Below are 19,254 nucleotides of genomic sequence, written 5' to 3'. Positions count from 1 at the left end.
GGCTACGCAGCCATTTATTAGTTCTATCATGATAAAGTACGATTAAAAATCTTAGTGTCCTTCCCACTACACTTTTATTTGTTTGGCAAACAAATAAAATTATGGTTGAGTAATACTATTTTTGACCTTTACTTCCTCCTTATATTTATAAGCTTTAGGTGGAATACCATAAAACTTCTTAAAAACCTTCAAAAAATAGCTTTTGCTATCAAAACCTAAGTCTAATGAAATCTGTTCTATGGTTTTCGATGTGATATCTAACATTTCTTTAGCGCGTTCCATTTTAACTCTTGTTACATATTCAACAAAACTCTCTCCAGTTTCCTTTTTAAAGAGCCGGCTAAAATAGCTAGGATTTAAGTGTAAGAAAATAGCAACATCACTTAATGATATTTTTTGATTAATACGAGTTAAGACGAACTTTTGAGCTTTTACCACCTCACTATTGTGGGGGAGTTTATGAATACTTTCTAGATGTGACATTAAAAGTTTACAAGTATTTAAGATCATCTCTTCTAGTTGCTCAAAGGTATCCAATTGATCGACTATTTTATCTGTTATTGTAAGAAAGTTTTTTTCTTCAAAGTTTGCGAGTGTTTGTATGTTAAGTTTTATATCTAAAATAAATTTTATAGCCAAGTCTTGTACAATTGGTGGCTGATGCCCTCTTTGCTTTAATTTTGTTAATTGCTCTTTTAGATAGTCTTCAACTTGTTGTTCATCTTCTTGGATCATTAATTTAGTAGTTTCTTGGACAATTTCCATATGGTTTTGACATGCTGTTTGATCAGAAAACTTCGCTGTTTTCAAGTACTGAATGGAGCAATGAGGGTAATAAAAACGCTGTACTTCATTGTGCAGTAACTCTCGCATTGATTCAGGTAGTTCTTTGCGCAATGGACTTCTTTTACCAATAACGGAAGTAATAGTTATTTTTAAGTAATTCTCTAACTTGAGATGGATTTCACGCAGAGCCCGTTCAATCATCGGATCCAACTCATTAATCTTCTGGTTATCCTGTGGAAAAATAACGAAAAACTTTTGCTTTAAATAAAATATCTGTACATCTTTCTGGATTTTCATTAATGTTTCACTAATAATATTATCGATACTAAATTGGAGTAATGGTTCTTTCTCAAATTTAGTTATTGCATCTGCATGTTTGTCAATGAAACATAAAATGGGTGTATAGTGCTCACTGGAAAAGTTCATACCAAGTAGTTCCCCTTGTTCTTGCAACCATACATCGTCATTTGCATATCTGTCTTCCATTAATTTTTCGATAAATTGAGTTTTTAGCTTCATATTATTTTGTTTTAAAAAGTATTCAATTTTGTTCGTTTTATTTACAGTTTGTCGCTTTTTATCAATAGTCACTTTTAGTCGTTTGAGTAGATCAATAATATTTTCTTGTTCCATTGATTCTTTTAAAATGTAATCGAATACTTCCAATTTCAGCGCTTGCTGAGCATAATAAAATTCGTCATGACATGACAAAACTATTTTAAACATATCCACATCTTTTTTTCTTAATAACGAAATTAATTCAATGCCATTTAAACGTGGCATCCCGATATCTGTTATCAATACATCGTAAGGATGTTGCTTCAAGTGTTCATATGCCACAACACTATCTTTAAATACCCCTAAAACATCAAAACCATATTGATTCCATGGTATCATTTTCTCCATAAACTCAAGTACGAGTACATCATCATCTACCAATGCCACCTTGTACACTATATCATTCCTCCCACTTCCTAGGGATATGAAAAGTATATACTGTTCCTTTTCCTATCTGACTAGAGAGCTTCATTTGAAATGCTTCTCCATAAATGATTCGCATACGCTGATAAACATTTTTCAAGCCAATCCCATTAAAAGAGTGATGACTTTTTAATCTATCCGGTGTAGATTCAAAGAAACTTGTTTCCATTTCCTGCATTATTTCTTGATCCATACCAGGCCCGTTATCGCTTACTTTTATCGTTAAATTGTTAACTTTGTCCAAAACAGCTGAGATTGTTACCTTCCCCTTTATTTCATTATATCCATGAGTAATAGCGTTTTCAATAACTGGTTGTAAGAAGAATCTTGGCACTTCTTCTTTGCCTGCATCCGGTTCAATTTCTAATTCCAGTACCACATAATGACCGTGTCTAAAGTTCATCAACCTTACATAGTGTTGAATAATATCTATTTCTTCTTGTAATGAAATAAACGCATTATTTCTGTTTATCGTCATGCGTAGTAAGGAGGATAGAGACTGAATTAATTTTGCGCTATCTTTGTCGCCATTCATTGAAATATTCAATCGAATTGCGTTTAACACATTAAATAAGAAATGTGGATTTATTTGCGCTTGTAACATTTCTAGTTCTGCAGAACGTTTAGCCTCTTCTTGTACTTTAATCTGTTCAATTTTATTTTCTATTGTATCTAACATAGTATCAAATGACTGGCCGAGCTTTGCGACATCGTTATTACCAATTACACCTGCTCTAACCTCCAAATTCCCTTCTTCCACTTCTTTCGTTACATGGCTTAATCTCGTTAGTGGCTTTGTTGTTTCTCTTATTAATACAATCAAAGCTATTAAGAACAAAAGTAGGAATATACCCTGGATAATGATTGTCGTTCTAGTTACTAGATTGATATTTCCAATTGTTTTTTTATATGGTACGAGACTAACTAACTTCCAATCATTATAAGCTACAGGATACGTTACCAATAAATGATCTTTATCGTTATATTGCACAATTTGATATGCGCTATCTTTTGATAAATCATAAGTGAGTACTTCTCCTATTTCATCGGTAACAACACTTGAAAAAATGACACCTTCTTTATCTGTTAAGTAAAATTTTTGCTCCCTTTCGCTTGAAAAATTACGAAAAATATTACTAATATCTGATTCATGAAAACTAACAATCACATTTGCTTGTACTTGATTTGATTGTTTAATTAAACGTCCAATACTAGATAGATAAGGCTCGTTGTTTACATCTGATTCAATGTATGTGGGATGTGTACCTATCCAATATGTCTCATAAAAGGTCAATTCATTTAGTTCATCGAACCATGGTTCATTATAAAAGGATAATGGGTCATATTCTGATGCAGGATAGTTCATATAATATAATTCGTCATTTAGTAGAATAGTAATATAGGAGGGGCCAAGCAAATCTGTAATACCTTCTAAATAGTTGGTAATCTTAATATTATGCAAAGCTATCTTTTGGCTTACGTTTGGGGAACCTTGATCAATTAATCGATATGATTTTAATAATTTATTAAATTCTGTATCAAATTGAACAAAATTCGATATATACATTAATTCATCCAACGACTTTTTTAAACTCATTTCTATCATTCGTAAAGAATCTTCTGATTGCTTTACTGCTCTTTTTTCCAATACATCTTTAGTGAAATAATTCGATACAACATACGTCATTGCCCAAGGTAATAAAATACATAAAACAACAGCAATTATTAAACGATAACGTAACGAGATACCATTTAACCGTTTAATGTAGTTAATCATATTATTAGTCACCTACTATTTTTTTATAGTGCGTGTTCAAAAAGGTGTCGGATTAGAAGAAAGCAGGTCCTCGGGCGGCTTAACTACGTATCCTTTTAATAGATAAGTAGCATACATAGCTAAGCCAGCGAAGAGATTCACAGCCTAGTATACTAATAGAAAATAATGTAAGGAGAATGACTACTTCTCCCTACATTATATCACCCTTAACTTTTGTTAGATATTATTGATTCGCATCAATCACTGCTTGCGCTCTGTTTTCAATATTTTCCATTGTTGTATCAATGTCTTGTTCATCTAATAAATACATCTCTACTTCGGCATCAAATTCCGTTAAAACTTCTGTAATATAACTTTCTGGTGCAAACGTTTTAGTCGGATTCGAAACCTCTAATGTGTGCTGCAGTGATTCCATATGAATTGCCTCAGGATTTGTCGTGCCACTAGCCAAAGTTTCCAAAATACTTGAAAGCTCAGCCTCCTTCCAGGATGGCACCCATATTCCTTGTTCAGATATCCCTTCTGTTGTCAACCAACGCATGAAGTCATAAGCTTCTTGCTTGTGCTCAGAAGACTCTGCAATGCCAATTAAATCGCCACCCATTACTGTGTAAACTTCATTGTCTGGTTCATTTTTCGGCCATGGAGCCCATGCGATTTCAAAATCAGGTGAAAAGCTTCCCCACTCTGTAATCATAAAACTTGCAATAGGAATCATACTCGCTTCCCCGGTAAAAAATTGCTGACGATAATCTAATTTTTGGGATAATATTTCAGCATATGGAACGGATGATTGATCCTCTTGTTCTAACTGATAACGTAATTCTAACGATTCTCTTAGTAAAGGATTATCAGCATTAGACGTTCCGTCTTCATTTAAAATAACGGTACTACCCTCTGCATTCCCTAACAATTTTACAGATGACTGAAAGTTATGCCATATGTGAAAATAAGAGCCGTAATGTTCATCTGTTGTCATCTTTTCAGCGTATTCACGATAGTCTGCCCAAGTCCAATCTGTTGGAATTTCTAATCCAGCTTCATCTAAATGGGCTTTATTTAGCATGACTAAGTTACTAACGTTTTTCATTGGTAAACCATAGTATTTCCCATCCACTGGTCCATAAGAGTTATTATAAACCTCATTTATATTGATTCCTTCTTCTTCCATAAATGAGTCGATAGGGGACAATAATCCGGCATCAATCCGTTTTACTAGATCATTTACATTACTAAACATAATAACATCCATATCTTCCCCAGCTGATGCAAGCAAGTCAAGTTGCTTAAAATAATCCAGTGAATTCATGTTGTCCACTAATGGCATAGATTCAATTTTCACTCCTGGATTTTCTGCTTCATACTTTTCAATAACAGGTTCCCATTTACCATTATCTTCATTGATCCAATGAACAAAATTTAATGTAACTACTTCATCACCACTACTATCACTTGAAGAATCATCCGTTGATGTACTATCTGAATCACTAGATGTTTCATCGCTACCAGAACAGGCCACTAGACTAAAGGCAGTTATCAATACAAGTAACCATACTAAGCTCCATTTTTTCACCATTACTTATTCCTCCTTATAAAAATTAATTTTATGGTAAATTCAACTTCACCCTTTTAAGTAAAGCCAAGTTATCCCCTTAATTCTCAGCCTAAATCTAAACACTATTCATTAGTTATTAACCTTTTACTCCACCAAGTTGAATCCCTTCAATCACGTGCTTTTGGCCAATAATAAAGATAATGAGTAATGGTATGATTGCAGACACAGATGCTGCCATCATTAGTGAGTAAATGCTACCATGTTCATCGGCAAAGCTTTGTACACCTAACTGTATCGTATATAATGACTCAGTTCTTAAGAAGATTAATGGATACTGAAAGTCGTTCCACGTCCAAATGAACCGTAATATTGCATATGTTGCAATTGCAGGACGAACTAGTGGTAATGCAATTCGGAAGAAAATTGTAAAATGTCCTGCCCCATCCATTCGAGCGGACTCAATGATCTCATTACTAATACCTAAATAAAACTGACGTAGCATAAAGGTTCCAAACACACTAAAGCTATTTAGCAAAATTAGTCCGGTATGTGTATCATATAGACCAATCCATCTATAAAGTAAAAACTGCGTGACTAACAAAGTTTGTGGTGGAATCATGAATGTTGCAAGTACAATTATGAATAGTAACTCTCTACCTTTAAAATTAATTTTTGCAAAACCATATGCAGCTAAACCAGATATTGTCACTGATGTAAGTGTTGTTAACAAAGTTACTTTTATCGAATTCCAGTACAATAGTAAAAAAGGCATCGATCCTGTCCAAACTTCTTTGTAGTTTGCTACAGCATTCCATGATTCAGGTATCCATTGAATTGGAAAGGTTAGTACTTCTTCTTCAATTTTTAGTGATGCGGAAATCATCCAAATAAACGGCATTAAAAAGACTAAGCCAAGAAATAACATGATTATTGTCATAATAAGTTTTCTAGTGTCTAATCGATCAATCACAGTAATTCCTCCTCTCAACTTAGTAATTCACCCATTTTTTCTGACCAAGAAACTGAAAATACGTAATAATTAACACAATAATAAACAGTACAAGCGCAACTGACGAGGCATAGCCCGTTTTCAATTCTAAAAATGCCTGCTGATACAGATACACAACTGGTGTAATAGTCGAATTGGCTGGACCACCATTGGTTAGTACAATAATTAAGTCGAAAATTTTAAAACTAGAAATTGTTCCAGTTACTAATAGTAGAAAAGTCGTTGGCGATACTAACGGAATTGTAATCTTTAAGAATTGATACCAAGCCGAAGCACCGTCGATCTGCGCTGCTTCATAAAGTTCCTTTGGAATACTTTGTAAACCTGCAAGGTAAATAATTAAGTTAAAACCAATACTTGTCCAAATCATTATGAGCATAACGGAGGGCAATGAAAAAGCAACACTAGCAATCCAACCTGGAGGATTTTCGACTCCAATTGCCCTTAAAAATTGATTAATAGGACCATTTGTTGGATGAAACAACACTTGAAATACGACTGCTACTGCAACGATACTAGAAATAAATGGCATAAAATAAATGACTTTAAAAAGGTCTTTGAAGTAAACATACTTATTAATAATTACTGCCAGTGATAAAGAAATAAATAGTGTGACAGGTATCGCTAGTAAAATAATAAAATTATTTGTTAAGGATTTCAGGAAAAGTGGATTTGTAAACAACTTTTGAAAGTTGTCAAAGCCAACGAAACTTGCATTGCGATACCCCGAAACAAAATTCCAATCTGTAAAACTTAATACAAGTGAGGATATAATTGGAAACAGGACTAATAAGGAAGTTCCGAGAAACATAGGTGCTATAAAAATATAACCAGCCAAATTTTCTTTCCACCCACTAAATGGATCACCATTTCTTTTTTTTCTTTTCTTTCGAGTGGAAATTGGTTGCGTTTTTATCCCTGTCTGCATGTTGTTCACCTCTTTTTCTTAATTGTTGTTCCCATTATAGAAAAGGAAAACGCTTTCAACAATGTACTATCTTTACTAAATCGAGAATATTTTTACTACTTACTCAAGAACTTAAACTGCATGAAAAAATCATGGTATATTAAATCTGACAAGCTATTAAAGAATCAAGGAGTCGTTTTTTCTTTTTCAGAGGATAATTTATTAGGGAGGATTAGAACATGCAGTTAGATGCCTTTTCTGGAATAATTTATCAATTTTGCACTTGGTTTGCTAGACTTGCTTACATTAACCTACTTTGGATATTTTTTACAATTGTTGGATTGTTTATATTTGGTTTCTTTCCAGCAACGATTGCCATGTTTGCAACATTACGACAATTTCTAAATAAAAGTAATTCACCAGTCTGCAAAACTTTTTGGGACTATTATAAGAAAGAATTTGTATTTTCAAATAAACTAGGGCTTGTTCTTGTGATAATATCTTTCCTTTTCTATCTTAATATTACTTTCCTTCAAACCGTTGACATAAGGGTATTACAACTGCTTTATTATCCAATGATCATGCTTAGCTTGCTATTTGTACTGTCAGTCTGTTATTTATTTGCTTGCTACGTACATTTCAACCAAAACATAGGTATTTTATTTAAAAATGCTGTATTAATTATGTTTTATAATCCGTTACCAAACCTGTTTATAATTTTTGGTTCTGCAGCTGTTTATTATGCAATGGTTTTTATCCCTGGTATCAGTTTCTTTTATAGTGGTAGTCTAATCGCACTTGTCATCCTATCGTCAGCGACATTTGCATTTAACAAAGTTGAACGCAAACAAAAACATATCGAAATATAAATACTACACAAAATGCTAGCTTCAACATCGAAGCTAGCATTTTTATTAGTATTAACCTTTGTAACCAAAGTCTGGAATCTTAGTCCAACGGCTACGGAATTCGTGGGCAGCCATTTTTGGTTTGCGATCTCGTGTAAAGATCCCCTTTTTATTACCCTGTACACGTAAAATACCTTGGCTTGTACCAAAATCTGCGAAGTTCCAAACTTGTTCACCAATAAAGTTTTCAAACTCATCAAATACTTGATGGTTAGCTCGTAGATATTCTACTTGGTATTCCTCGGTAAACATCACTGGATCGACATCATGTAAACCAGCTACGGTATCTGCACCATATTCGGTCATCATAATCGGCTTGCCTGGACAGCGTTTGCTCCAACCTTCAAATTCTTGGCGCAATTTCACTTTTGCAACTTCCAAATCTCCGCCTTGTACATACCAACCGTAGTAACGATTTAATGCTAGAACATCGAGCAATTCAGCTATTTTATCGGTTTCTGGCGTTGACATTAAATGAGTAACAATGGTTACTGGACGTTTTTGTGGGTCACATTCTCTCGTTAACTCAACTAACGGTTTGAAATATTCATATGCTCCCTCTTCTTCTGAAGCTGGTTCATTTGCGACAGACCACATTACAACAGATGGGTGATTCTTATCACGAGCTACTAGTTCCTTAATCACATCTCGGTGATGATCATATGTTTTGATTTCTTGCCATGTATTTCGTTTTTTACCGCCACCCATTAATGTCGCAGCGAAGTTCAAATGAACACCAACAGCTGGTGTTTCATCGATAACTACTAATCCTTCGCGGTCAGCAAGGCGCATTAAGTCTTCAGAATATGGATAATGAGCAGTACGGAATGAGTTGGCACCGATCCACTTCATAAGATTAAAGTCCATTACGTTGACAGCCTCATTCATACCTCTACCATTAATCGATGAATCCTCATGCTTACCAAAGCCTTTGAAATAAAAGGGGTTATTATTGATTAGAAATTTACTATCCTTGACTTCTACTGTTCTAACTCCAAACGGCTGTTCATAAGCATCAACGGTTTGGCCATTTTCAACCAATTCAACTTTCAATGTGTACAAATAGGCATTTAACGGTTCCCATAATTTCACATTAGGAATACTGATTGTCTCATTCGCACCTTCTGTCGTCGCTATAACAACATCTGATTCATCGACTACACTTGCCTTAACCGTCATTCCTTTCCCAACAACGTCCACTTTGTAATTGACTATCCCAGTTGTATCTTTAAAATCTGTTACAACCGTAACGTCGTTCACATAAGTTGAAGGGGTTGTGTATATTTTTACCGGGCGATGTAAACCAGCATAATTGAAAAAGTCAAAGTTTGGAGAGTTTCGAACAACTTTACCAATCCCCTCTACCATTTCTTCACTATAGTTACCAACCGGTAATGTGGTTTCATCTACTATGTTGTTAACGGCAACAGTTACTCTATTTTTTCCTTCTGTTAAGAAGTCGTTAATTTCCGCTTCAAATGGTAAGAAACCACCTTTATGTTCAACAACTAATTTTCCATTCACATATACTTTTGCTGTATGTGTTGCAGACCCAAAACGAAGTACAACTCGTTCACTTTTCAAATAGGCCGGAACAGTAAAATTACGCTCATACCAAACCCAACCAACATGGTTTTTTATTTCTCCAATTACACCAATATCATTATAGGATGATGGTACAGCCATATTCATTGTATCTGTTAGTTTAGATTCATACCATTTTTCATTAAGTCCATTACCTTTGTCTAATTTAAAACTCCAAATTCCACTTAAATCTATGACCCCACGGGTTTCTGTATTTATCGGATATAACATAGTAGCACTCCTTCAATTAAATTTTATGAAAGTGTTTACATTACTAATTATAATGGAGTTAGTTTAAAGTTGTTAGGATTTAAAATGCAAAAACAGGATTAATTTCACCTGTTGGTTTTATACGATTGACGAGATATTTGGGCAGGTGGACAATTCGAATCATAAACATTAGCTAAACTAAAAAAGACGCAACCAACATTTAGTTAGTTACGTCTTTTGGCTAAAACATATTAAGATAATCCCTCTAACTTGCTTCTGTTTTTTCTGAATCCTCTGGTAATACTTCATTCATACTTCCAGTACGGTAACCTTGTATATCTACCGATACGTAAGAGAATCCGAGTGATTGAAATTTGTTGTATATTTCATCTTGGTATTTTGATAATTCGGTAATGTCCTTGGACGGAACTTCAATCCGTGCAACCTTACCGTGATAACGGACACGGACCAAGTCAAATCCCAACCTGCCTAAAAACAATTCTGCTTGGTTAACTTGATTAATTTTGTATTTATCAATCGTTGTACCATATGGAATTCTAGATGCTAGACTACATGATGCAGGCTTATTCCATACAGGTAAGTCAAGCTGTTTAGAAAGCGCTCGAACTTCATCCTTGAATAGGCTCGCTTCTTGCAGCACACTACGAACTCCCGCTTCTGTTCTTGCTTTTAGACCAGGCCTGAAATCATCGATATCATCCATGATCATTCCATCCAACACATATTGATAGCCAAGTTCTTGAGCAAGTTGTGTTAAATGATTATAAAGCATTTTCTTGCTATGATACCAGCTATCTGGATTGTTGGCCGTAATATCTGGATTTTCTAATTCCTTTATTTTAGTTTGATGGACTTTAACACCGATACGCTCTGCTAATTGAACAGCAGCTTCAAACTCTTCATTTCTAAACAACTCAGAAGATACGACCACAGCTAAGACATTCTCACCTAACTCTTGTTGCGCTCTCTTAAGTAGCAACGTACTATCAACTCCTCCAGAAAAAGCCACTATCACACGATCCATATCTGATAATATTTCTCCAAGACGTTGATTCTTCGTAATGATTGCTTCATTCATGTCAATCGCCTCACTTTGTATATTTTTGTTAATTGCATTCTCCTAAACCAAATCTAATTTAAGACTAAAGGGACTTTCAAGTACTGTCAATCAAAACTAAAAGAGGCTGCGAATTACACAACCTCACTCTTTGATTATTTTTTAACTTTGGTTAATTCTTTATTAAGTGTGTACAACATCTTATCACTAAATTGTTCTGGTGCTACTTGGGCTAAATCTTCGACCACAAAGCCTTCTAGCATTCCAAACATAGAATGGTCTTCAATCCCAGGCAGGTATTTATCAACAACAGCTTTCGTTTCAGTATTGTCTAATAATTCTCTAAATGTGTTACTTGTTGAGTACACATCATCGGTTATAGTTAGTTCTTTAATTTCAACATCATCTAGGTCTGGCATCTCGAACCAGTTAGCTACTGGTCCGCCACCTTCATCTGGAGATACGTAACTTGGATTTGGCTCCTTCACTTTATTAAAGCTAGCCATATCCTGAAATACTTTATTATCCTGTTTAGCTACTGCTTTAACTTCGTTGAGGCCATCCTTAATCGAAACATCATCAAAGATGAAGATACGTTCCGGACCTGTTTTGGTAGCTAACTTCGCACCATTAGCATAAAGTGTTACTTCTTCACAGTTGGAATAAACTTTCACGGTGATGGTATTATCTGCACGATCAACAAACCGTTTGCTTGTAATGTGAACAAATTTCTCATCCGACCAATGTGCTTTGTACATATAGAAAGCATCTTTTTTAACCTTTCTATCGTACGTGATTAATCCTTTATTATTTCTTCCCTTCACGCCACCTTCGTCTCTAATGTTGGCACCGAAGTCAAACATATTCCATACGTATGTTGACCATAGGAAAGGACGTTCCGAGAATATTTTCCAAACCTTTTCATGATATAGTGCATGATATTCTTCTGTGTAGTCTTTTACTTTTGGATCATTAGTATGGAACTGCAAAATTCCCTCAGCACCATATTCAGAGATTCCCATGCTTACATTAGGGTTTGTTTCATGGAATCCATCGATCCATCCAGCGAAATCTTCCGCTTCTCCGTTGTACCAACCATAATATTTGTTATACCCAATCGTGTCAGTCATATAGTTATATTCATCTTTATCCTTCACAAACATTACGTTTGCCATTGTTGTTAAACGTGTAGGATCTTCTTGTTTTGTTAAGCTATCTAATTCTTTAACAAGTTTTCTTAGTTCTGGTCTTTCCCCACTAATTTGAATTTCATTTTGAATTCCCCAGAACATAATGGATGGATGGTTAAAGTTTTGACGAACCAATTCAATCATCTGTTGTTTTGCGTTAATTCCTTCTAGTTCTGTTTTTGACATAATCGTAATAAATGGGATCTCAGCCCAGACAACCATTCCTTCTTGATCACAAAGATCATAAAAATATTGATCGTGCTGATAGTGTGCTAGTCTAATTGACGTTGCGCCTACTTCTTTAATTAGCTCCATATCTTGTTTATGTTCTTTTTTCGTGATAGCCCAGCCCATATCTTTTCTATCTTGGTGCCTGGAAACACCATTCAAATTAACAGGCTCTCCATTTAAGATAAATCCTTTAGCTGGATCAACTTCAAAGTATCTGACACCAAACGGTATCTTAAGTTCATCGATCGTATCGTTAAAACTTTGCATCGTCACGTTTGCTTGATACATATAAGCGTTCTTTGTACCATTCCATAACGTTGGCTCTTCAATGACCGCCGGAACCTCTACCACTTTTGTTTCCCCTGCTGCTAAAACCACTTCTTGTACACCATATGCTACCTTGTTACCTTCCGCGTCTAAAAGATCTGCCCAAAGTCTAACTTTTTCCTCTTGTTCCTTGTTATTTACTAATCTTGATTTGATTATTAATTTAGCTTTTTCACTTGAAACATCATCTTGAACGACGTAAATACCTTTAGAGCCGTAATCCAATAAATCAAAGTGCACTTGGTTGGTAATTACTAGATTTACATCACGATAGATTCCACCGTAGAAAGTAAAATCTGCCATTTGCGGGTACACATCATCAACAACTGTGTTGTCCACTTTTACAGCCATCGTATTCTTCTGCCCAAACTCGATTACATCTGTAATATCAAATCTAAAGATGGAATATCCACCTTTGTGCTGTCCCATATGATGTCCATTCACATACACATCTGTAATGCTATTTGAACCGTTGAATTCAATAAATACTCGATTATCTTGCTCTAAAGTATCAACTGCAAATTCTTTGCGGTACCAACATGCACCTTTATAAAAATCAAACCCATTCGCTCCATCAATTGCATTCCATGTGTGTGGTACATTAACTTCTAGCCATTGTTCGTCGTTATACGTTTTTTCCATGGCTTTTTCTTCATCTTGCTTTATGAATTTCCAGTCTTCGTTAAAGTTAATTAATTTTCTCATCGGTATTCCCCCTTAGTTTTTGTTAACTTTCTCAGTTGATATAAAGTTGCAGACGCAATATAACGCTTTCCGCGGGTGGCTGCTGAGCTTCCTCGTGCGATGAAACACTGACGAAGCTGTTTCTTGTCCTACGGGAAAAAGGTTACGTCACAATCTATTAGTCTTGCGTCAAAACCAATCTAGAATCATAGCTTAGGTTATTCCTTCTTATCGCCTTCATCTGATAGGGAAGGTATGGCATCCTTTTCAACATAATGTTGTTTAACTTCAGCAATTTCCTGTTGAATTTGCTTCATTTTTTCTCCATCAAGTACATAGAACTTCATTGCAATTAATGAAATTATCCAACCAAGTATTGGGATACCAAAGTAAAGGAATAGTGTCATCGTAAAAAGTGAGTCTGTTAATGGTTCATCTATTTGCGGAAATTCATCCCGGAAACCGATTAGCGCCAGAAGAAAACCCACAGCTGCAATTGCTAGAGACGATACTGCCTTATCTATGAATGAAAAAATGGTTGAAATCATTCCTGGTACATACCTTCCAGTCACGTGAGTTTCAAAATCCGATGTATCCGCAATCATCGGAATAACAGCATTTCCTGTGAATCCAGAAAAAGAATAGCCCACGGTATAAAGGGTGAAGAATAGTATCGTTGTAAAGGTTAGGTTAGAGAATGAGATTGTTGTTGTGTCAATCATTAACAAATAACCTAATGTCAGGGCAAAGAATACTAATGCGCCCCAAGTTCCAAGTACAAAAACCTTTTTTAAACCTGTTTTTCTAGCAAAAGCAATTCCTACATAGGTAATGATTAGCGTTGGAACCACTGTAACAAGAGACATGGTACCACTTAAGGCATAATCACCAAGTAAAATACCAAAAAACATAATTGGAACTGCTGGTTGCCTTAGAATCTGGAATGCAAATTTATCTGTACTTGCTGCAATAACTAACATTTGCAAAGGTCTATTTCTTTTTATAACTGGCCAATAATCGCTAAATTTTGTTTTAACTGTTTTTTCAGCAAAGCCAAAGAATTTTGTTTGATCCTTTGACCAAATAGCAATTACTGCTAAAACGGTGAAAATAGCGGATAGAATTACTGCATAGGTGTTCAACTCCACGAAAAGCCCATTGTTGAAACCGCCATACTTTGGGACAAGATAAGAAGCAACCAACACCTGTCCGCCAATAAATACTACAAGATTGTATGATGCATCGAAGGCAGAAAAGAGTGGTCTTTGTTTCGGATCATTGGTTAAAACCGTTTGCGCCGCTCTAGTACAGGCTGTTTGGCACGTATAACCAATGATGTGTACACCATAAATCAAAATAAAAAACAGCAGTTGAAATTCCTCTGGAAGGCGGTGAGTTACATTAAACATAATCAGCACTGATCCTGCTAGAATAATATTTCCAACAATCATATATGGCCTGAACTTTCCTATCTTCGAGTTGGTCTTGTCAATGATATATCCGATAAGTGGGTCAGTGATTCCGTCAAATACCCTCATCGCCATTAAAACCGTGCTAACAATGACAACAGTTAATCCAGCGACACCAGTTGCATAATAAGACACAAACCCAATGATAAACATGTATAAATTAGTTGCAGTATTATTTAATGCAAAAAATCCTATTTGCCAAAGCTTAGCCCTATTCTTAAATTCATTCGTTGCGTTATTCACTGTCTCCATAATTAGACCTCTTCCGTAAATTGCCTTGTCTCCTCTACTATTTGTGAAAATTTCTTTTTTCACTTTAGAAAGAAGATTTTAATTAAACCAAACCCTAACAGGGTTTAATACTTATTGAAAGTGTTTACATAAGTATATTGTAAGCGGTAAACTTAAAAATAATAAGGATAAATATTGCAATTACAGGATATAATCATCAATCTCGTGTGATGTTATTTTTTGAGTTAAAAGCAAATAGGGAGTCCCTAATCGGAACTCCCCTTCTTTAGCAATATTATAATTCTGTTTCTTTTTATTTATACTATAATTTTGACCAGTTAATCTTTAATTAAATCAAAGTCGTTTTTCCTTGGCTAATGCTTGCCAAACTTGCCCATATACCTTTTTCAATGGAACATTCTGGCGCTTGGCTATTGCTTTACACTCTTCATATTCCGGTGAGCTTTGGAAGACTTCTTCATTATTTAACCCTTGCTTAACTGTAACTGCACCCCATTCTGTTTGTACTTTTATAAACTTCCGCTCCATACGATGTACAGTTAAAGGGTAATAGCGAATACCTAGTGTTGTCGTTTCTTTAAGTAAGATTTCTTTCATTTGATCGATATCATTTTTTGAACATAGTAACTGCAGCAGAACTCCAGGCCTATTCTTTTTCATATAGATAGGTGTATAAAAAACATCATTTGCCCCTGCTTCGAACAAAATTTCCATTACGTACCCCAACCACTCGCCCGGAATATCATCAAGGTTTACTTCCATTTTAACCATCTGTTCATCAATATGTTCATGATTTGGAGGCGGATATGAATTCAAAGACAAAACCCCTTCCATACCGTAGTATTTTTCGTACTATTTGTCATTTTTCTGCGCTATCCGATGAATCAATGCAGCATTATAAGCTCCACCAAAACCATTATCAATATTTACTACGCTAATTCCAGACGCACATGAATTTAACATTGTTAATAAAGCAGATAAACCATGGAAATTGGCACCATACCCAATACTAGTTGGTACAGCAATCACTGGATGGGCAACAAGTCCACCTATAACACTCGGTAGCGCACCTTCCATTCCGGCAACGACAACAGAAACGGTGGCATTCTGTATTTCTTCGATATTATCGAATAAACGATGGATCCCAGCAACACCGACATCGTAAAATCTTCTCACTTCACAACCTAAAGCTTCTGCTGTTACAGCCGCTTCTTCTGCTACTCTCATGTCAGATGTTCCTGCACAAACAATAGCGATATATTTTGTAGAGATTTCCTGATCTATTGCTTCCTGCTTCCAGAATAGAATTTCTGCTATTTCATTATAAGTAAACTCTGGAAATTGCTCTAAGGCTACTTCCGCTTTATCTTTTGAAATCCGTGTTACCAATACATCACTTTTTTTTGCTTTCAATGCCTGAATAATGGATATAATTTGATCGGTAGATTTCCCCTCTCCATAAATTATTTCCGGAAACCCTTGACGTTTTTTTCGGTGGTGGTCAACTTTAGCAAATCCTAAGTTCTCATATGTTGCTAACATTTCTTTTGCTTCTGAAACACTTAATGTCCCTGCTTGAACTTGCTTTAAAATATCTTCCATGATTACCTCACCTTAATTTCTATTATATTTAAAGCCATCTAAATTACTTTAGAATCTTATGTTGTAGATTCACGATTCCTAATTTACAAGAACACTATATTGTGAATAAATTATGTAGGTTTCTCCTCCATAAGGACCGGTGAGTCTAGAACGACAAGAATGCCACTTATCACTTGGTGACTTTTTATCTTTAAAGCAACCTCTAATAGCATTATAAATTAAAAGCTTATATATACAAATAAGAAAGGAAACCCCAATTAGTATTGGGACTTCCCTCCATTCTAACTTATTTAGATAATTAATTCTTACACTGCAGGTGGATCCATTTTTGCTTTTTCTTTAACTTCGGCAATAGAATCTTGAATTTCTATCATTATTTTGCCATCCAATGTGTAAAATTTCATTGCAATTAATGATGCAATCCAGCCCAGTATCGGAATTCCAAATGCAAGGAATATCGTCATACCATATAAAGCCGGTGTTAGTGCTTCCCCTATTTGCGGGAACTCATCTTTATAACCAATCAAAGCGACAGCAAATCCAACTAACGCTGGCGCTAAAGATGAGATTAACTTATCAACAAATGAGAAAATTGTTCCCATCATACCAGGTATATAGCGTCCAGATTTGTATGTTTCATAATCGGATACGTCTGCGATCATCGGAATAACAATAGCCGATGGGAGACTACCGAAGCCCATACCCAACGTATATAGTATTAAAAATCCGATTGTAGCAATGCCCATATTACTTAAAGATATTGTAGTAGGATCAATCGTGAATAAAAATACTATTAGAACAGCGAAAGATATCATGCCCAGCCATGTTGATGCTACAAAAGATTTCTTCAGACCGGTTTTTCTAGCATACGCAACACCTAAGAAAGTTATAAGCAGTGTTGGAGCAATAATTATTAGTGAAACAGTACCACTTAACTCGTAATCCGCTAGCAAAATTCCAAAGAGCATTACCATTACAACAGAGTGTCTAAGAACAGATAGTGTTAACTTATCTGTAGCAGCAGCAATAACTAGCATTTGCATTGGTCTATTTCCTTTTAGAATTGGCCAATAATCACGAAATCTTGTTTTTACATTCAAATTGGCTAATCCGAAAAATTGTTTCCGATCCTTTGCCCAAATACCCGTAACAGCTAAAGCTGTAAAAATACCGGCAATAATAATTCCATACATATTTAATTCAGTAAATAAAGGCATTGTAAAGCCACCGTGTTTTACAACTAGATAGGAAGCTACGAATACCTGACCCAACGAAAAAAGTAACGTGTTGTAAACACCATCAAATACTGCGAACAATGGTCGTTGTTTTGGACTATTTGTTAAGACTGTTTGCGCAGCTTTTGTACAGGCTGTTTGAAATGTATAGCCAATAATATAAAGCGCATACATTAAAATAAAGAAAATAAATTGAAAGGATTGCGGTAGTTGATGCGTTACATTGTACATTAGCAACACTGAGGTTGCTAAGATAACATTCCCTATGATCATCAACGGTCTAAACTTACCAAATTTTGATTCTGTTTTATCAATGATAAAGCCAATAATCGGATCGGTTAAACCATCAAATACGCGCATTGCTGTCAGAATCGTACTGACTACCACAACTGAAAGTCCAGCTACACCTGTTGCATAGTAAGTCACAAACATTAGGAGAAACATATAAAAATTTGTTGCAGTATTATTTAATGCAAAAAAACCAATTTGCCATAACTTTGCTGTGTTGTACTCATGACCGCTTTTCATTGTTGTGCTTGACATTTTATTACCCCCTAATAATTAAACGCTTCCATCTTAATAGTTATCATTTATTCCTTTATTACCCATTTGTTTGGCGGGTAAATTAACTATTAAATCCAGTATATTGTAAGCGTTTTATTTCAACTAGCACTGTTTTTGCATTACTAGCATTTTTTTAGTGAAAAAATAAATAAACTAAAAAAATCTAACACATCAGATAACTGATGAGCTAGATTTTAAATAATTTCTTGCGCTCTTTTCGTAAGTCTTGTTGCTTTCTAACCTTCGCAGTTGATGTAAAATACGAAGTAACTGCTATGTGAATTTCCGCTCCGGGCAGTCGCTTTCCGCGGGCAACGCTTCAACTTCCTCGGAAGAAAACCACTTCCTGCGGGATTTTCAGCCGTCGCTTTTCCCGCAGGACAAGGAAGGCTTCGGCAGCGTTACATCGCACGATGAAAATTGGTTTTTATTTTCGAGGAGTCGACTGCCCTGCGCTCCAATCACCATCTTTTTGCAAAAATAAGTAAAGGGAGATAGATAAGATTAAAATTAGCGTAGTTTAGTTCAACAAATTTTAAATAGCTGTGATTTGAAGAGTGGGAAATTACCTCAACATACAATCACGGACTTTTCCCTCGTTAATCAGAACATCACTACCAGTGTAGTCAGAATACGTAGACTCCTCGAAAATACAGTTCGATTTTCTTCGTGCGATGTATTGCTATGAAGCACTCCTTGTCCTATGGGAACAGCGCGTGTCCGAAGACCCCGGAAGAATCGCTTCTTGATTCTGAGGAGGCTGAGGCCCAATGTCATCAAGGTATATAGCCAATAAATACCATTTTATTTTGTTTGATCAAAGATGTCATAAATATTATCACCACCTGCTAGAAAGTGTTTTAAAAAAGGCAATAGGATGCCCGGTCCTTGAGTTATAGTCTTCT

The 19,254-nt window shown here is 35.4% G+C and carries 13 protein-coding genes; 1 reads left to right on the top strand and 12 read right to left on the bottom strand.

The genetic code is table 11. From position 1 onward, the window contains the following. Positions 1 to 99 precede the first annotated feature (99 nt). From GH741_RS11115 to GH741_RS11095, 5 genes are all read right to left on the bottom strand, one after another. Positions 100 to 1,740, bottom strand: coding sequence for a helix-turn-helix domain-containing protein (locus GH741_RS11115; protein WP_153736866.1), 1,641 nt, complete (start codon positions 1,738 to 1,740; stop codon positions 100 to 102). 4 nt (positions 1,741 to 1,744) lie between these two features. Continuing rightward, entirely contained in the window at positions 1,745 to 3,544 is a 1,800-nt protein-coding gene (locus GH741_RS11110) for a cache domain-containing sensor histidine kinase (RefSeq protein WP_153736865.1), read from the bottom strand. 223 nt (positions 3,545 to 3,767) lie between these two features. Then, positions 3,768 to 5,120, bottom strand: a complete 1,353-nt coding sequence (locus GH741_RS11105) for an ABC transporter substrate-binding protein (protein WP_153736864.1) — start codon at positions 5,118 to 5,120, stop codon at positions 3,768 to 3,770. Between the two features lie 115 nt (positions 5,121 to 5,235). Continuing rightward, complete coding sequence (locus GH741_RS11100) at positions 5,236 to 6,036, bottom strand: carbohydrate ABC transporter permease (RefSeq protein ID WP_153736979.1); 801 nt, start codon at positions 6,034 to 6,036, stop codon at positions 5,236 to 5,238. 52 nt (positions 6,037 to 6,088) lie between these two features. After that, on the bottom strand, positions 6,089 to 7,036 hold the full coding sequence (locus GH741_RS11095) for a carbohydrate ABC transporter permease (RefSeq protein ID WP_153736863.1): 948 nt from the start codon (positions 7,034 to 7,036) through the stop codon (positions 6,089 to 6,091). A gap of 218 nt (positions 7,037 to 7,254) precedes the next feature. On the opposite strand from GH741_RS11095, the gene GH741_RS11090 reads away from it, so the two are divergent. Continuing rightward, positions 7,255 to 7,884, top strand: coding sequence for a YesL family protein (locus GH741_RS11090; protein ID WP_153736862.1), 630 nt, complete (start codon positions 7,255 to 7,257; stop codon positions 7,882 to 7,884). Between the two features lie 51 nt (positions 7,885 to 7,935). Here GH741_RS11090 and uidA read toward each other — a convergent pair whose 3' ends face one another. The 7 genes from uidA to GH741_RS11055 all read right to left on the bottom strand — a co-directional run bounded on the left by uidA (position 7,936) and on the right by GH741_RS11055 (position 18,328). Continuing rightward, positions 7,936 to 9,738: a beta-glucuronidase gene (gene uidA / locus GH741_RS11085; protein ID WP_153736861.1), complete on the bottom strand. Its 1,803-nt coding sequence runs from the start codon at positions 9,736 to 9,738 to the stop codon at positions 7,936 to 7,938. 244 nt (positions 9,739 to 9,982) lie between these two features. Next, positions 9,983 to 10,816 carry an ATP-dependent sacrificial sulfur transferase LarE gene (gene larE, locus GH741_RS11080; RefSeq protein ID WP_153736860.1) on the bottom strand — a complete coding sequence of 278 codons (834 nt, stop codon included), beginning with the start codon at positions 10,814 to 10,816 and terminating at the stop codon, positions 9,983 to 9,985. Between the two features lie 134 nt (positions 10,817 to 10,950). Beyond that, a complete protein-coding gene (locus tag GH741_RS11075; RefSeq protein ID WP_153736859.1) occupies positions 10,951 to 13,248 on the bottom strand; it encodes a glycoside hydrolase family 2 protein in 2,298 nt (765 codons plus the stop codon). A gap of 197 nt (positions 13,249 to 13,445) precedes the next feature. Continuing rightward, positions 13,446 to 14,948, bottom strand: a complete 1,503-nt coding sequence (locus GH741_RS11070) for an MFS transporter (RefSeq protein WP_153736978.1) — start codon at positions 14,946 to 14,948, stop codon at positions 13,446 to 13,448. A 333-nt stretch (positions 14,949 to 15,281) separates the two neighbouring features. Further along, entirely contained in the window at positions 15,282 to 15,764 is a 483-nt protein-coding gene (gene larC2 / locus GH741_RS11065; RefSeq protein WP_153736858.1) for a nickel pincer cofactor biosynthesis protein LarC2, read from the bottom strand. 36 nt (positions 15,765 to 15,800) lie between these two features. After that, entirely contained in the window at positions 15,801 to 16,553 is a 753-nt protein-coding gene (gene larB, locus GH741_RS11060; RefSeq protein ID WP_338079391.1) for a nickel pincer cofactor biosynthesis protein LarB, read from the bottom strand. A 302-nt stretch (positions 16,554 to 16,855) separates the two neighbouring features. Beyond that, the gene (locus tag GH741_RS11055; protein WP_153736856.1) at positions 16,856 to 18,328 is read right to left on the bottom strand and encodes an MFS transporter; all 1,473 of its coding nucleotides are present in this window, start codon (positions 18,326 to 18,328) and stop codon (positions 16,856 to 16,858) included. Between the last annotated feature and the right edge of the window lie 926 nt (positions 18,329 to 19,254).

The organism is Aquibacillus halophilus (genome assembly GCF_009649745.1).
GTDB classification, from domain to species: domain Bacteria; phylum Bacillota; class Bacilli; order Bacillales; family Amphibacillaceae; genus Aquibacillus; species Aquibacillus halophilus.
Note: the sequence above shows the minus strand (reverse complement) of the source record. Positions and strands in the feature narration are given on the sequence as shown.

Excerpts from the sequence above, each read along its gene's own strand:
- GH741_RS11055 (WP_153736856.1), bottom strand. The coding sequence starts at position 18,328 with ATGTCAAGCACAACAATGAAAAGCGGTCATGAGTACAACACAGCAAAG.
- GH741_RS11110 (WP_153736865.1), bottom strand. The coding sequence starts at position 3,544 with ATGATTAACTACATTAAACGGTTAAATGGTATCTCGTTACGTTATCGT.
- GH741_RS11070 (WP_153736978.1), bottom strand. The coding sequence starts at position 14,948 with ATGGAGACAGTGAATAACGCAACGAATGAATTTAAGAATAGGGCTAAG.
- GH741_RS11075 (WP_153736859.1), bottom strand. The coding sequence starts at position 13,248 with ATGAGAAAATTAATTAACTTTAACGAAGACTGGAAATTCATAAAGCAA.
- GH741_RS11090 (WP_153736862.1), top strand. The coding sequence starts at position 7,255 with ATGCAGTTAGATGCCTTTTCTGGAATAATTTATCAATTTTGCACTTGG.
- uidA (WP_153736861.1), bottom strand. The coding sequence starts at position 9,738 with ATGTTATATCCGATAAATACAGAAACCCGTGGGGTCATAGATTTAAGT.
- larE (WP_153736860.1), bottom strand. The coding sequence starts at position 10,816 with ATGAATGAAGCAATCATTACGAAGAATCAACGTCTTGGAGAAATATTA.
- GH741_RS11100 (WP_153736979.1), bottom strand. The coding sequence starts at position 6,036 with ATGACAATAATCATGTTATTTCTTGGCTTAGTCTTTTTAATGCCGTTT.
- GH741_RS11095 (WP_153736863.1), bottom strand. The coding sequence starts at position 7,036 with ATGCAGACAGGGATAAAAACGCAACCAATTTCCACTCGAAAGAAAAGA.
- GH741_RS11105 (WP_153736864.1), bottom strand. The coding sequence starts at position 5,120 with ATGGTGAAAAAATGGAGCTTAGTATGGTTACTTGTATTGATAACTGCC.